The organism is Aeromonas sp. R5-3 (assembly GCF_040908225.1).
Lineage (GTDB): Bacteria > Pseudomonadota > Gammaproteobacteria > Enterobacterales > Aeromonadaceae > Aeromonas > Aeromonas dhakensis.
This window is the reverse complement of sequence record NZ_JBFODH010000002.1, coordinates 111,426-126,170: the sequence shown is the minus strand read 5'-3', so window position 1 is coordinate 126,170 and position 14,745 is coordinate 111,426. Positions and strand designations below refer to the sequence as shown.

Annotated in this window: 12 protein-coding genes; 8 read left to right on the top strand and 4 right to left on the bottom strand. The window is 61.9% G+C overall.

Annotated elements, in window-relative coordinates; translation table 11 throughout:
- Window position 1: 1 nt before the first annotated feature.
- Together nagA and AB5Y95_RS00565 are read left to right on the top strand one after the other, a co-directional pair.
- Complete coding sequence (gene nagA / locus AB5Y95_RS00570; RefSeq protein WP_126882171.1) at window positions 2-1,147, top strand: N-acetylglucosamine-6-phosphate deacetylase; 1,146 nt, start codon at window positions 2-4, stop codon at window positions 1,145-1,147.
- Between the two features lie 4 nt (window positions 1,148-1,151).
- The gene (locus AB5Y95_RS00565; RefSeq protein WP_010634486.1) at window positions 1,152-2,366 is read left to right on the top strand and encodes an ROK family protein; all 1,215 of its coding nucleotides are present in this window, start codon (window positions 1,152-1,154) and stop codon (window positions 2,364-2,366) included.
- A 317-nt stretch (window positions 2,367-2,683) separates the two neighbouring features.
- Here the strand turns inward: AB5Y95_RS00565 and AB5Y95_RS00560 are convergent, their stop codons facing one another.
- The 3 genes from AB5Y95_RS00560 to aspS all read right to left on the bottom strand — a co-directional run bounded on the left by AB5Y95_RS00560 (window position 2,684) and on the right by aspS (window position 7,168).
- The gene (locus tag AB5Y95_RS00560) at window positions 2,684-4,300 is read right to left on the bottom strand and encodes a phosphoethanolamine transferase (protein ID WP_368159313.1); all 1,617 of its coding nucleotides are present in this window, start codon (window positions 4,298-4,300) and stop codon (window positions 2,684-2,686) included.
- A 258-nt stretch (window positions 4,301-4,558) separates the two neighbouring features.
- Entirely contained in the window at window positions 4,559-5,299 is a 741-nt protein-coding gene (locus AB5Y95_RS00555; protein WP_005299136.1) for a YebC/PmpR family DNA-binding transcriptional regulator, read from the bottom strand.
- Between the two features lie 102 nt (window positions 5,300-5,401).
- Window positions 5,402-7,168 carry an aspartate--tRNA ligase gene (gene aspS / locus AB5Y95_RS00550; protein WP_042007131.1) on the bottom strand — a complete coding sequence of 589 codons (1,767 nt, stop codon included), beginning with the start codon at window positions 7,166-7,168 and terminating at the stop codon, window positions 5,402-5,404.
- A gap of 432 nt (window positions 7,169-7,600) precedes the next feature.
- Between aspS and AB5Y95_RS00545 the strand changes: the two genes are divergently transcribed.
- The 6 genes from AB5Y95_RS00545 to AB5Y95_RS00520 all read left to right on the top strand — a co-directional run bounded on the left by AB5Y95_RS00545 (window position 7,601) and on the right by AB5Y95_RS00520 (window position 13,912).
- Window positions 7,601-8,449 carry a DUF72 domain-containing protein gene (locus AB5Y95_RS00545; protein WP_139752838.1) on the top strand — a complete coding sequence of 283 codons (849 nt, stop codon included), beginning with the start codon at window positions 7,601-7,603 and terminating at the stop codon, window positions 8,447-8,449.
- A 393-nt stretch (window positions 8,450-8,842) separates the two neighbouring features.
- Complete coding sequence (gene cmoA / locus AB5Y95_RS00540) at window positions 8,843-9,586, top strand: carboxy-S-adenosyl-L-methionine synthase CmoA (protein ID WP_010634490.1); 744 nt, start codon at window positions 8,843-8,845, stop codon at window positions 9,584-9,586.
- The gene (gene cmoB, locus AB5Y95_RS00535; RefSeq protein WP_267997156.1) at window positions 9,583-10,560 is read left to right on the top strand and encodes a tRNA 5-methoxyuridine(34)/uridine 5-oxyacetic acid(34) synthase CmoB; all 978 of its coding nucleotides are present in this window, start codon (window positions 9,583-9,585) and stop codon (window positions 10,558-10,560) included. The genes cmoA and cmoB overlap by 4 nt, the downstream gene beginning before the upstream one ends.
- A gap of 82 nt (window positions 10,561-10,642) precedes the next feature.
- Window positions 10,643-11,401: an ATP-dependent zinc protease gene (locus AB5Y95_RS00530; RefSeq protein ID WP_010634492.1), complete on the top strand. Its 759-nt coding sequence runs from the start codon at window positions 10,643-10,645 to the stop codon at window positions 11,399-11,401.
- A gap of 3 nt (window positions 11,402-11,404) precedes the next feature.
- Window positions 11,405-12,943, top strand: coding sequence for an inactive transglutaminase family protein (locus AB5Y95_RS00525; RefSeq protein WP_005299120.1), 1,539 nt, complete (start codon window positions 11,405-11,407; stop codon window positions 12,941-12,943).
- A 3-nt stretch (window positions 12,944-12,946) separates the two neighbouring features.
- Window positions 12,947-13,912 carry an alpha-L-glutamate ligase-like protein gene (locus AB5Y95_RS00520; RefSeq protein WP_005299117.1) on the top strand — a complete coding sequence of 322 codons (966 nt, stop codon included), beginning with the start codon at window positions 12,947-12,949 and terminating at the stop codon, window positions 13,910-13,912.
- Window positions 13,913-14,121: 209 nt separating this feature from the next.
- Here the strand turns inward: AB5Y95_RS00520 and AB5Y95_RS00515 are convergent, their stop codons facing one another.
- Window positions 14,122-14,724, bottom strand: a complete 603-nt coding sequence (locus AB5Y95_RS00515; RefSeq protein WP_005299113.1) for a peroxiredoxin C — start codon at window positions 14,722-14,724, stop codon at window positions 14,122-14,124.
- Between the last annotated feature and the right edge of the window lie 21 nt (window positions 14,725-14,745).

The following is a 14,745-nucleotide window of genomic DNA, read 5'->3' as shown; positions in this document are numbered from 1 at the left end:
CATGTACGCATTGACCAACTGCACCCTCTACACCGGCAGCTGCGTGCTGACCGGTTACGGGGTGGTGATCGAGGGCGACCAGATTGTCGCCATCTCCCATCAGGCCGAACTGCCAGCCGGCATCGAACAGATTGACCTCAAGGGTGCCAACCTCAGCCCCGGCTTCATCGACGTGCAGCTCAACGGCTGCGGCGGCGTCATGTTCAACGGCCACATCACCACCGAGACCCTGGCGACCATGCAGGCCGCCAATCTGAAATCCGGTACCACCAGCTTCCTGCCGACCCTGATCACCAGTCCGGATGCGGACATGAAGCAGGCCGTCGCCGTCACCCGCGACTACATGGCGGCACACCCCAACGAAGTCCTTGGCGTGCACCTGGAAGGCCCCTACACCAACCTCAAGCGCAAGGGGATCCACCCGGCCGAGCAGATCCGCCAGCCCGCCGACGAGATGATCGACTTCTTCTGCGCCAACGCGGATGCCATCGCCAAGATCACTCTGGCGCCGGAGCGCAACAAGCCCGAGCACATCCGCCGCCTGGTGGAGGCCGGTATTCTGGTCTCCGCCGGCCACACCGCCGCCAACTATGACCAGGCGATGGCCGGGTTCGACAGCGGCATTCGCTTCGCCACCCACCTCTACAACGCCATGACCCCGACCCTGAACGGCCGCGAGCCGGGCGTGGTGGGTGCCATCTATGATCGCAAGGATGTCTACGCCGGCGTCATCGTCGACGGCCATCACGTGCACTGGGCCAACGTGCGCCTCGCGCACAAGATGCTGGGGGAACGGCTGGTGCTGGTCACCGACGCGACCGCGCCGGCAGGGGCACCGGAAGGCTTTGAGAAGTTTGATTTTTGTGGCGCAACCGTCTATTTCCGCGATGGTCAGTGCGTCGACGAGAATGGTACACTCGGCGGCTCTGCCCTCACCATGATCGAGGGGGTGGAAAATCTGGTCAAACAGGTCGGATTACCGCTCGATGAAGCACTGAGAATGGCCACCCTTTACCCTGCACGCGCCATTGGATGGGACTCACGTCTCGGTAGTATCCAGGTCGGAAAAATAGCCAACCTGACTGTCTTTGATCAGGCCTTCACGGTCTGCGGGACCGTGGTTAACGGACACTACACAACACAGTGACACTATGACTGGCGGACAAATAGCAAACGTAGATCTTATCAAGCAGGTCAACAGTGCAGCCGTGTATCGGCTCATCGACCTGCAGGGGCCCATCTCGCGGGTCAAAATTGCCGAGTTGAGTCAGCTGGCCCCGGCCAGCGTGACCAAGATCACCCGGCAACTGATCGAGCATGGCCTGATCAAGGAGACCTCGCCGCAAGCCTCCACCGGTGGACGGCGCGCCATCTCCCTGACCACCATCAAGCATCGCTTCCAGTTTGTGTCCGCCAAGCTGGGTCGCGGTTACCTGCAGCTGAGTCTCTATGATCTCGACGGCAAGGAGCTCGACCAGCATGTCACCCAGGTGACCGAGATCGAGCAACAACCGGTGGTCGACATGCTGCTGCGGGAGATCGGTGCCTTCATCGACTCCCAGCAGGATCGCAGCCGCAACCTCATCAGCATAGCGCTGACCATGCCGGGCCTGGTCAATCCGGAATCGGGCATGGTCATCTACACCCCCAAGTACCAGATCCGCAATCTGGCGCTGGCCAAGCTGTTGGAAAACCACTTCAACCTGCCCTGCTACGTGGGTAACGACACCCGCTCGCTGGCACTGGCCGAACACTTCTTCGGCGAGTCCCGCGACTGCATGGACTCCATTCTGGTGAGCGTCCATCAGGGGGCGGGTTCTGGCATCATCACCAAGGGCAAGGTGTTCCTCGGTCAGAACCGCAACGTCGGCGAGATCGGCCACATCCAGGTCGAGCCGCTCGGCAAGCGCTGCCACTGCGGCAACTTCGGCTGCCTGGAGACCATCGCCTCCAACGAGGCCATCGTCGACAAGGTGAAGGAGCTCATCAGCCGCGGCCACCTGAGCTCGCTGCAGGAGAAGCACATCACCATCCAGGAGGTGTGCAAGGCGGCCATGGCCGGTGACGAGCTGGCCCGCAGCGTGATCGAGAACGTGGGTGAGCATCTGGGACGGGCGGTGGCCATCACGGTCAACCTGTTCAACCCGCAGAAGGTGCTGATCGCCGGCGAAATCACCGCCGCCGAAGAGATCCTGTTCCCGGCCATCCGCCGCTGCGTGGAGCACCAGTCGCTGCCGAGCTTCCACCGTGGCCTGCCCATCGTGAAGGCACGCTTCCAGAATCAGCCCACCGTCGGTGGTTTCGCCCTGGTGAAGCGGGCCCTGCTGGAGGGAGACCTGCTGCAGATCATCATGGAGCAGAAGTAGGGCCGAGGCCTTGCGAAACAACAACGGCAGCCAGTGGCTGCCGTTTTTTTATTGGTCGCTTTCGCCGGTTCACACCGCCCGGCACGGCTTGAACAGATCCAGCGCACCGTTATAGACCTGAGTCTGCACATCCATGATCCCTAGCATGGCGCGGGGCAACAGGTTGTCGTGCCGCTCAACCTTTCTGGCCCATTCACCCCGCCCGGCACGGCTTGAACAGATCCAGCGCGCCGTTGTAGACCTGGGTCTGCACATCCATGATCCCCAACATGGCGCGGGGCAACAGGTTGTCGTGCCGCTCAACCGTTTTGGCCCATTCACCCCGCCCGGCACGGCTTGAACAGATCCAGCGCGCCGTTGTAGACCTGGGTCTGCACATCCATGATCCCGAGCATAGAGTGGAACAGGTTGTCGTGGGAGAAGCGCTTGCCGGCCGCCTCCTGCTGCAGACAATCCAGGTCCAGCTTGCGGTCGGCCTGCAACTGGGGGGAGAACCAGGTCATCAGCGGCACCCTGGTCTGATCGTCCGGCGCGAACTTGTAGGGGGTGCCGTGCAGGTAGAGCCCCATGGCTCCGAGGGATTCGCCGTGATCCGACAGATAGACCAGCCCCACGTTGTAATCCTGCTCCAGAGTCTTGAGCTTGTCGATGAGACGGGCCACCACCTTGTCGGTGTAGCGGATGGTATTGTCGTAGGTGTTGACCAGCTCTTCATTGGTGCAGTTTTCGATGTCGCTGCGCGGGCAGTCCGGCACGAAGGTCCGTTCACTGGCGGGATAGCGGCGATAGTAGGTCGGGCCGTGGCTGCCCATCAGGTGGAAGGCCACCAGCTTGTTGCCCTTCATCTGTGCGATCTGCCGATCCAGCCCCTCCAGCATCACCTCGTCGTAGCAGGATCCCTTCTGGCAGTACTGGGGAAAATCCTTGGCCTCGATCTCGATGGTGGGCACGTTCTTGCACACCCCCTTGCAGCCGCCGTCGTTCTCCTTCCACAGCACGGAGACGCCGGCGTGCTGCAGCACATCCAGCATGCCGTCGCGGGACTGGGCCAGGGTGTCGTCATAGCCGCGTCGCGTCAGGTTGGAGAACATGCAGGGCACCGAGACCGCGGTGGCGGTGCCGCAGGAGCGCACGTTGCGAAACGAGACCATGCCCGCTTCTCTCGCGGTGAAGCTGTTGGTGGCCTTGCCGTAACCGTTGAGGGAGTAGTTCTGGCTGCGCGCCGTCTCCCCCACCACCAGGAACATCAGGGTCGGCTTGCTGCCCTGCCCCACCACCCTGGCGTCCGTGCCCAGCTGCTGATACGGGATCGGGGTGGCGAACAGGATGTCGGTGGCGTAACGATAGAGGCCGTGCACATAGTTGGCGGGCACTATCTCCTTGCCGAGGGACTTGTTGTTGCGCCCGACCGAGGCGTAATCCTGGTAATAGAGGGCGGCCACCCCCACCAGAAGCAGCAAGGAGAGGGCGATGGAGCCGAGCCGCAGGCCCAGCCCCTTGTACCAGGGACGGGGATAGTCAATCTTCACCCACAGCAGGGCCAAGGCCGGCAGCAGGCCGGTCAGCGCGAACCAGAGCAACACGGAACCATTGAGGTAGGAGGCTGCCTCCCCGCTGTTGGTCTCGACGATGTTCTGCACCATGCTCACGTCGAAGATGACCCCGTATTTCAGCATGGCGTAGCTGACCACGGATCCCATCAGGATCAGCATCACGAAGAAGGGCTTGAGCAGATAGCGAAAGGTAAAGGGCAGGAACACCGCATTGAGCGCGGCCAGCAGCACGAAGGGGATCGAGACGACGAAGCCCGCCTTGACGTGTTCCAGCTTGGTAAGAATGGTGTAGAAGTGGAGGAAAATGGGCCAGTTGAAGAGCAGTGCAAACAGCAGCACCAACAACAGATTCACCTTCATCACACCCAAGGTGATACGCATAACGATACTCCGACAAACCAGACAAGACAGGGGGCTTGGCAACAGCCCCTCTTTGGATCTTCCGCGCCGGCGCCCTCTTCCCGAGGTGCAGACCGGCCGTGGGCGCGAGGGCCCCGGGACGCAGGCAGGGTAGAAAGCCAAACTTAAGGGAGAATTAAGGCGGGGCCTGTTCTGGCCGAAGGGCGGGTCGATGCGGGTTATACGGATGAAAAAAAACGGCAGCCAAGGCTGCCGTTTCGAGGAGTACTGCCGACCTGATTACAGGGTGGCGGCAACTTCGTCGGAGATGGAACCGTTGTGGTACACCTCCTGCACGTCGTCCAGATCTTCCAGCATGTCGATGAGGCGCATCAGCTTGGGCGCGGTCTCGGCATCCAGCTCCGCTTCGGTGGAGGGGATCATGGTCACTTCGGCGCTCTCGGGCTTGAACCCGGCGGCTTCCAGACCGTCCAGCACGGTGCCGAAGTCGTTCGGGGTGGTGTACACCTCGATGGTGCCATCTTCTTCGGTCACCACGTCGTCGGCACCGGCTTCCAGAGCGGCGTCCATCAGGGCATCTTCATCGGCGCCCACGAAGGTCAGTACACCCTTCTTGGTGAACAGGTAGGCCACGGAGCCATCGGTACCCAGGTTGCCGCCGCACTTGCTGAAGGCGTGACGCACTTCGGCCACGGTGCGGTTGCGGTTGTCGGTCAGGCACTCCACCATGACGGCGGAGCCGGCCGGGCCGTAACCTTCGTAGACGATGGTTTCGAGCTGCTCGCCGTCACCACCGCCGGCCCCACGGGCGATGGCACGGTTGATGGTGTCACGGGTCATGTTGCTGGTCAGGGCCGCCGCCACCGCCGCACGCAGGCGCGGGTTGTTGGCCGGGTCGGCATCACCGAGACGCGCGGAGGTGGTGATTTCGCGGATCAGCTTGGTGAAGATCTTGCCGCGCTTGGCGTCTTGCGCCGCCTTGCGGTGTTTGATGTTGGCCCATTTACTGTGACCTGCCATAGGGACTCTCCGTTATAGTTTGAAATTTCAGTAACACAGGTTGCGACTACCCGGGGAAACGGGAAAGGCCGCATTGCTGCGGCCCTGGTTGCCGTTAAAGGCTTATTCGTCACCCTTGACGGTGGTCGCAATCGCCAGCTCGCCCAGCTGGGTCGGGTTGGCAAAACTGGGGGCGTCGGTCATCAGACAGGCGGCCGCCGTGGTTTTCGGGAAGGCAATCACGTCCCGAATGTTCTCGGTACCGGTCAGCAGCATGCTGAGACGGTCCAGGCCGAAGGCCAGGCCGGCGTGCGGCGGGGTACCGTATTTGAGGGCATCCAGCAGGAAGCCGAACTTCAGGCGCTGCTCGGCCGGGGTGATCCCCAGGATGTCGAACACGGTGGACTGCATCTCGCTGTTGTGGATACGCACTGAACCGCCACCCACTTCGTAGCCGTTGATCACCATGTCGTAGGCGTTGGCGTAAGCGCCTACCGGGTTGGCTTTCAGCTGCTCCGGGCTCAGGCCGCTCGGCGCAGTGAACGGGTGGTGCATGGCGGCCAGACCGCCTTCGCCATCTTCCTCGAACATCGGGAAGTCGATGACCCACAGCGGCTTCCAGCTGTTCTCCAGCAGGCCCAGATCGCGGCCCACTTTCAGGCGCAGGGCGCCCATGGCATCGCACACCACTTTCTTGGAGTCGGCGCCGAAGAAGATGATGTCGCCGTCAGCTGCGCCGGTACGGGCCAGGATCTCGCGCACGATGGCGTCGGAGAGGAACTTGGCCACCGGGGACTGCACGCCTTCGATACCGTTGGCCGCTTCGTTGACCTTCATCCAGGCCAGGCCCTTGGCACCATAGATGCCGACAAACTTGGTGTACTCGTCGATCTGCTTGCGAGAGAGCTCGGCGCCGCCTGGTACTTTCAGGGCAGCCACGCGGCCTTTCGGATCGTTGGCGGGGCCGGCGAACACGGCGAACTCGACCGCGGTCAGCAGATCAGCCACATCCACCAGCTCCATCGGCAGACGCAGGTCCGGCTTGTCGGAGCCGTAGCGGCGCATGGCTTCGTCGAAGGTCATGATCGGGAAGTCGCCCAGATCCACGTTCAGGATGTGCAGCCACAGTTTGCGGATCATCTCTTCCATGATTTCACGCACCTGCGGCGCGGTCATGAAGGAGGTCTCCACGTCGATCTGGGTGAATTCCGGCTGGCGGTCGGCACGCAGGTCTTCGTCACGGAAGCACTTGACGATCTGGTAGTAACGGTCGAAGCCGGACATCATCAGCAGCTGCTTGAACAGCTGCGGGGACTGCGGCAGAGCGTAGAACTTGCCCTTGTGCACGCGGCTCGGCACCAGGTAGTCACGGGCCCCTTCCGGGGTGGCCTTGGTCAGCATCGGGGTCTCGATGTCGAGGAAGCCGTGCTCGTCCATGAAGCGGCGCACGAAGGCACTGGCCTTGGCGCGGGTCTTCAGGTACTTGGCCATCTCGGGGCGACGCAGATCCAGGTAGCGATACTTGAGGCTCACCTCTTCGCTGTTGACCTGGTTGAAGTCCAGCGGCAGCGGCTCGGCACGGTTGATGATGGTGAGCTCGTGGGCGAACACCTCAATGGCGCCGGTGGCCATGTCGCTGTTGCGCTGGGAGTCGGGACGGGTGCGCACCACGCCGGAGACCTGAATGCAGAACTCGCCGCGCAGTTCGGAGGCCAGGGCGAAGGCGTCCGGTTTGTCCGGATCGAAGAACACCTGGACGATGCCCTCGCGGTCACGCATGTCGATAAAGATGAGGCCGCCCAGATCGCGACGACGATGGACCCAACCGCACAATGTAATGGTCTGCCCTGCATGGGCCTCATTGACCTGTCCGCAATAGATAGAGCGCATGGACTTCTTCCTTCGAAATTGTAGAGAGACGGTTAACCTGGGTCGCCGGGCACGACTGGCAAGCACCGTCTGTCTCACAGCTGGCCAGATCCTGCTTCTTGCCCGGTTTGAAATCTGTCTCGTACCGTCCGACCGCCGGGATCGGACACCTGCCGCCGATATCGGCTCGACCAGAGGCGGCTGACAAGCGGCCGGGTTGTCGGGCGGAGGGCATCGGCAAGCGATTGTTGTTTGGCCGCATCATGGCCGCTGCCGTCGTCACAATATGCGTACAGCGGCGTGAGTCACAACAAATTGGCAAACAAAAGGGCTGGCATTATAGAGGAAAACCCCCATTTGGGTAAAATGGCCAGCAGCCTCCTTTGCCCTGTTTTTTACATCCCGGGGCAAAAAAAGGGGAAAATCGAGACAAACCCGCAGACAGGATCCCTCATGAGCCTCTTTTTGGGCCTGCCACAATGGTCGCACCCGGCCTGGCCCGGTCACTTGCTGGGGGTGGGTGCCAAGCCCGCCGAGCACCTCGCCCACTATGCCCGGGTCTTCAACACGGTGGAAGGCAATACCACCTTCTACGCCTCGCCGACCCCCGATACGGTCCGGCGCTGGGCCGATGCGGTGCCAGCTAGCTTTCGTTTCAGCTTCAAGTTTCCGCAAACCATCAGTCACCAGAGCGATCTGGTGAGCGCCGACAAACAAGTGAGCGACTTTATCCGCCTGCTGACCCCCCTGCATGACAAGCTGGGGCTGCTCAAGCTGCAGCTGCCCGCCCGCTTCGGACCCGACGGTCTTCCTCGCCTGGCGGCCTTCTTCGAACGGCTGCCGACACAATTTAACTATGCCCTCGAGGTGCGCCACCCCGATTTCTTCGCCAAGGGCGAGGCGGAGCGGCAGTTGAACCGGCTGTTGATGGAGAGAGGCATCAACCGCATCATGCTCGACAGCCGGCCGCTCTTCTCGGTGCCCGCCACCTCGGCGGCCATGAGCGATGCCCAGGGCAAGAAGCCGAGGCTGCCGGTGCACCTGCTGGCCACCGCCAACGCCCCCGTGGTGCGGCTCATCGGCCTGCCACATCCCGAGGACAACCACCCCTTCCTGCCAGGCTGGCTCCCTCACTGGCGTCAGTGGTTGGCGGAGGGAAAAGATCTCTACATCTTTATACATACTGCAGACAACGCCCAGGCCCCCGAACTGGCCCGTCAGGTGGCCCGCCTGCTGGGGCAGGAGATGGCCCCCTGGCCGGGGGAAAACGATCGCGCGCGCCAGGGCGTGCTGCCCTTTTGAGCGGCGCTTTCGCCGCCCCCGCTTCGGCGCGAAAAAAAGCCGTTTTTTTCTGATCTGACGGGGCTTGGCGTCAAGACAAACGGCCGCCTTTCCTCTACACTAGCGCCCCATGCAAGGACCCGGTCTGCCCGCCCATCGCACTTGATTGCAGGCGAGCATCCGGCTCCGGTAACAGGGCCCCGACGCCCCTTGACGACAACCGCTTGTCGCCCAGGGCGCAGCCCATCAAAAGGACCAGGATGATGGTCCATTGCGAACGGAAGCGGCCCGATGGATCTCAAGGCCCGCCACCCCGTTCGTGAACCGGTGACGACACGACCCGGACGGGTGTCACCCAACGATTCAATTGAACAAAACAGTCGGTTCGCGCACCGGCTGTCAGGTTGCGCCAGCATGCACGATCAGATTTTTGCCGCCCCCATCGCCCGATTGGGGGATTTTTGCTTTGACGAACAGGTCGTCGATGTCTTTCCCGACATGATCCAGCGCTCGGTGCCGGGTTACAGCAACATCATCTCCGCCATCGGCATGATGGCCGCCCGCTACGCCCAGCCCGAGAGCCGACTCTACGATCTCGGCTGCTCCCTGGGTGCCGCCACCCAGGCGATGCGTCGCCATGTTGCCCAGCCCGGCTGCCGCATCACGGCAGTGGATCTCTCCCACCCCATGATAGAGCGGGCCCGCGCCCACCTCTCAGGCTTCAAGTCCGAGGTGCCGGTGGAGCTCATCGAGGCGGACATCTGCGACATCGAGATTGAGAACGCCTCCGTGGTGGTGCTCAACTTCACCCTGCAGTTCGTCGCGCCCGAGAAACGGGCCGCCCTCATCCAGCGCATCTTTGACGGCCTGCGCCCGGGCGGGATCCTGATCCTGAGCGAGAAGTTTCGCTTCGAGGACGAGCAGGTCAACGAGCTGCTCATCGACTTGCACCTCGACTTCAAGCGTGCCAACGGTTACAGCGAGCTGGAGATCAGCCAGAAACGCACCGCCCTTGAGAACGTGATGCGCACCGACAGCCTGCCGGTGCATCAGGCCCGTCTGCGAGAGGCCGGCTTCGCCCATCAGGATCTCTGGTTCCAGTGCTTCAACTTCGGCTCCATGATCGCCATCAAATCCAGCGAGCCTGCCCAGCCATGATCGACTTTGCCAATTTCTATCAGCTGATCGCCAAGAACCGGCTGAGCCACTGGCTGCACACCCTGCCCGCCCAGCTGCACGCCTGGCAACATGACAACCAGCACGGCGATCTGCCGCGCTGGAACCGCGCCCTCAACAAGCTGCCGCTGGTGGCTCCCGGCCACGTCGAGCTGCACAGCCGGGTCGAAATCGGCTCGGCCGAGAGCCTCGGCGAAGGGGAGCGCAAGAAGGTGGAGAGCCTGCTGCGCCACTTCATGCCCTGGCGCAAGGGCCCGTTCACGGTGCACGGCATCCACATCGACACCGAGTGGCGCTCCGACTGGAAGTGGGATCGGGTGCTGCCCCACATCAGCCCGCTTGCCGGCCGTTACGTGCTGGACGTGGGCTGCGGCAGCGGCTATCACCTCTGGCGCATGGTGGGCGAAGGGGCCAAGCTGGCAGTCGGCATCGATCCGAGCCCGCTGTTTCTGTGCCAGTTCGAGGCCATTCGCCACTTCGCGGGCAACGACCAGCGCGCCCACCTGCTGCCGCTCGGCATCCAGGAGCTGCCGGAGCTGCGGGCGTTCGACACCGTCTTCTCCATGGGGGTGCTCTATCACCGCAAGTCCCCCATCGAGCACATCGAGCAGCTGCGCAACCAGCTCAAGGACGACGGCGAGCTGGTGCTGGAGACCCTGGTGATCGACGGCGGCGTCAACGACGTGCTGATGCCCACCGATCGCTACGGCAAGATGCGCAACGTCTGGTTCATTCCTTCCAGCGCGGCGCTCAAGCTGTGGGTCGAGCGCTGCGGGTTCACCGATGTACGGATAGTCGACGAGAATATGACCAGCACGGACGAACAGCGTCGTACCGACTGGATGATTAATGAATCCCTGAGTGATTATCTGGATCCAGCCAATCCGGCACTCACGGTAGAAGGACACCCGGCACCCAAACGTGCCGTACTGATTGCCAGAAAGGCCAAAGACTAGCCGATGGCCGCGGTGGAAGTTACACTGACCCAATTCCAGGAAGCACAGTTAAATGAATGACATGAAAAGCAAATTAAAAGGAATGACCCTGCTCTCCCTGCTCAGTCTCGGCGGGTGTGTCACGATGGAAAAAGCGCCCCCGGTACCTACCCTGACGCTGGCCGAGCTTCGCAACGAGATCAATCTGAGCGAGCAGCGCCTGCAAACATCCATGGAACAGCAACAGAAGCAGTATGTGCAGCAACAGCACCTGCTGGTTCAGCTCAACACTGATGTCAACAACATGAAAGAGTCCGTGAACAAAGTCGGCAGCAAGCTGGAACACCTGCCGCCCGAGCCGCCCAAACCCATGGCGATCCCGACCGAGAAGTGCCAGGCCCCGAGCCAGGGTCACACCGTCGACGGCAAGCTGCTGGTCGGCGAGGCGGAGTGGATCTGGGTTGACGCGGCCAACGACGCCTTCCAGGCGCGGGTCGATACCGGTGCCACCACCTCCTCCATCAGCGCCCAGGACATCACCATCTTCGAGCGCAACGGCAAGAACTGGGTGCGCTTCTTCCTGAGCCATCAGGAGATGGACGACAAGATCCAGATTGAAGCGCCGCTGGTGCGCCACGTGCGGGTGCGTCAGGCCTCCGCCGACGATCTCGACCGCCGCCCTGTGGTACGCCTCGCCGTACGTATCGGCGACATGACCGAGAAGGCCGAATTTACCCTGAAAGATCGCAGCGACATGGCCTTCCCCGTGCTGCTGGGTCGTGAATTCCTGAAAGACATCGCCGTGGTTGATGTGGCCCGCGAATATATCCAACCAAAACCCAAGCTCAAGGATGTGAAATAATCCATGGTTTCCCGTAAGCCGTTCTATTTGCTGGTTGCCCTGCTGTACATTGTCGGCCTGGGGATGACGTTCTATCACCACATCGCGCTGGACGTACCGCTCACGCCGGGTGAAAAACGCCAGATCTGGTCCATCGAAGCCAAGCTGGAGTTCGAGGCCACCGGCGAGCCGGTGATCGCCTCCCTGGCCATTCCGGGCACCCAGCCCGGTTTCACCCTGATGAACGAGAACGCCGCGAGCCCGGGTTACGGCCTCTCCTTCGTCGAGAAGGATGGCGATGCCCGCGCCGAATGGTCGATCCGCACCGCCTCCGGCCGCCAGGAGCTCTACTACCGCGTCGACATGATGGCCGATGCCCACGCCAAGCCGGCTGCCAACCCGCAGCCGCCGGCCATCGAGAAGCAGATCGAGAGCGAGCCCTACGCCACCGCCATGCAGCAGATCCTGGAGCGTGCCCAGGAGCGTTCCGCCGACGGCTACACCCTGACGCGCGAGATCATCAAGGAGATCGAGAAGCAGGAGCAGAACGCCGAGCTGCTGAAAAAGCACAAGAGCCGCGCTAACCTGATCGCCGAGCTGCTCAACAACGCCGACGTACCGGCCCGTGTCGTCCATGCCCTGAGCCTGGAAGACGGCCGCCGTCGTCAGGAGCTGGTGGATTACCTGCAGGTGTTCAACAGCCCGACCGACTACAAGCTGTTCAACCCGCAAACCGGTGAACAGGGTCGCCCGGCCAACCTGCTGCTGTGGGAGTACAACTCCGGTGCCCTGCTGGACGTGACCGGTGGTCACAACTCCAAGGTGAGCTTCTCGATGATCGCGCAGGAGCAACCGGTGAGCGTGGCGCTGGCCCAGAAGTTTGAAAAATCGGAGATGATGAACTTCTCCATCCACAGCCTGCCGCTGGAAGAGCAGACCCTGTTCAAGGGCCTGCTGCTGATCCCCATCGGCGTGCTGATGGTGGTGTTCCTGCGGGTCATCGTCGGTATCAAGACCTCGGGTACCTTCATGCCGGTGCTGATCGCGGTCGCCTTCATCCAGACCCAGCTGATCACCGGTCTGGTGGGCTTCCTGCTCATCGTCGGCACGGGTCTGGTGATCCGTTCCTACCTGTCGCGGCTCAACCTGCTGCTGGTGGCACGAATATCGGCCATCATCATCATGGTGATCTCGATGATCGGCATCTTCTCGGCGTTCGCCTTCAAGCTGGGGCTGACCGACGGCATGAAGATCACCTTCTTCCCGATGATCATCCTCTCCTGGACCATCGAGCGGATGTCCATCCTGTGGGAAGAAGAGGGTCCGAAAGAGGTGTTCCGCCAGGGCGGCGGCTCCCTGCTGGTGGCCATCATCGCCTACCTGGCCATGGACAACGAACTGATCCGCCACCTCACCTTCAACTTCCTTGGTCTGCAGCTGGTGCTGATGGCGACCGTGCTGTTGATGGGCAACTACACCGGCTACAAGCTGAGCGAGCTCAAGCGTTTCAAGCCGCTGGTGGACGAGATGCGCTCCGGTGCCACCCCGGGTAAGGACAAGTAACAGATGTGGTTCTGGGAAAAGTACACCACCCCGTGGAGCCTGTCTCAGTCAGGCATCCTCGGCATGAACAAGCGCAACCACTCCTACATCAGCCGCTACAATCCGCGCAGCCTCTATCCGCTGGTGGATGACAAGCTGCAGACCAAGCGCATCGCGCTGGATGCGGGGGTGACGGTGCCGGAACTGATCGGCACCATCCGTGCCCAGCACGACGTGAGCCGCATCACCGAGCTGGTGAAGGATTGGCCGGGCTTCTGCATCAAGCCGGCACGCGGCTCCGGCGGCAAGGGGATCCTGGTGATCCTGCGCCAGGAGGATGGCCTGTTCTACAAGCCGAACGGCAGTGCCAGCAACGGCCAGGATCTGGAGCGTCATGTCTCCAACATCCTGGCGGGGCTCTACTCATTGGGCGGCAAGCCCGACGTGGCGCTGGTGGAAGGGCTCATCAACTTCGATGACGTGTTCGACGGCTACTCGTTTGAAGGGGTCCCCGATGCCCGGGTGATCATCTTCAAGGGCTTCCCGGTGATGGCCATGATGCGCCTCTCCACCGCCGCCTCCGACGGCAAGGCGAACCTGCACCAGGGCGCCGTGGGGGTGGGTCTGTGCCTGCGCACCGGCCGCGCGCTGCGGGCAGTGCAGTTTGGCAATCCGCTGCGTCACCATCCGGATACCGGCCTCGATCTGTACGATCTCAAGGTGCCCCACTGGGACACCCTGCTGACCCTGGCGGCCTCCTGCTACGAGATGTCGGGCCTCGGCTACATCGGGACCGACATGGTGCTGGACAAGTTCCGCGGCCCCATGCTGCTGGAACTCAACGCCCGTCCGGGCCTCGCCATCCAGATCGCCAACGGCCGCGGCCTGGTGCCCAACCTCAAGACCATCGAGAAGCTGGGTCAGGTGAAGATGAACGTGGAGCAGCGGGTCAACTTCGCCAAGGATCACTTCGGTATCTTTGACGAGTAGTCCGGAGCTGGATGACAAAAGCGCGCCAAAGGGCGCGCTTTTTTATGCCTGCCGTTTATCGGCACGTAGCCGGCAACGGCAATCCTGCTGAGCAAGCGTTGCTGGACAAGGGTTGCTGGCCAACATTGTGAAACGAGAGTGCCGAATTACGGCCATAAAAAAACCGATGCCTGGGCATCGGTTTTTCATTATCCGGTGTACCGACCCGATTACAGGGAAGCGGCATTCTCGGACAGGTACTTGGCAACGCCGTCCGGAGAGGCGGTCATGCCCTTTTTGCCTTTTTCCCACTGAGCCGGGCACACTTCGCCGTGCTCTTCGTGGAACTGCAGGGCATCGACCATGCGCAGCATCTCGTCGATGTTGCGGCCCAGCGGCAGATCGTTGACAACCTGGTGACGAACGACACCGTTCTTGTCGATCAGGAAGGAGCCACGGAATGCCACACCGGCTTCCGGATGTTCAACGTCATAGGCTTTGCAGATCTCGTGCTTGATGTCGGCAACCAGCGGGTACTTGACCGGGCCGATGCCGCCGTCTTCGATCTTGGTGTTACGCCAGGCGTTGTGGGAGAACTCGGAATCGATGGAAACACCGATCACTTCCACGCCACGCTTGTTGAACTCTTCCAGACGGTGATCGAAGGCAATCAGCTCGGACGGGCAGACGAAGGTGAAATCGAGCGGATAGAAGAACAGGACGGCTGCCTTGCCCTTGATGTGGGATGCCAGGTTGAAGGAGTCAACGATCTGGCCATTGCCCAGAACGGCAGCAGCGGTGAAATCGGGTGCGGGACGGCCTACCAATACCATATTCAATTCCTCTTTATGTGA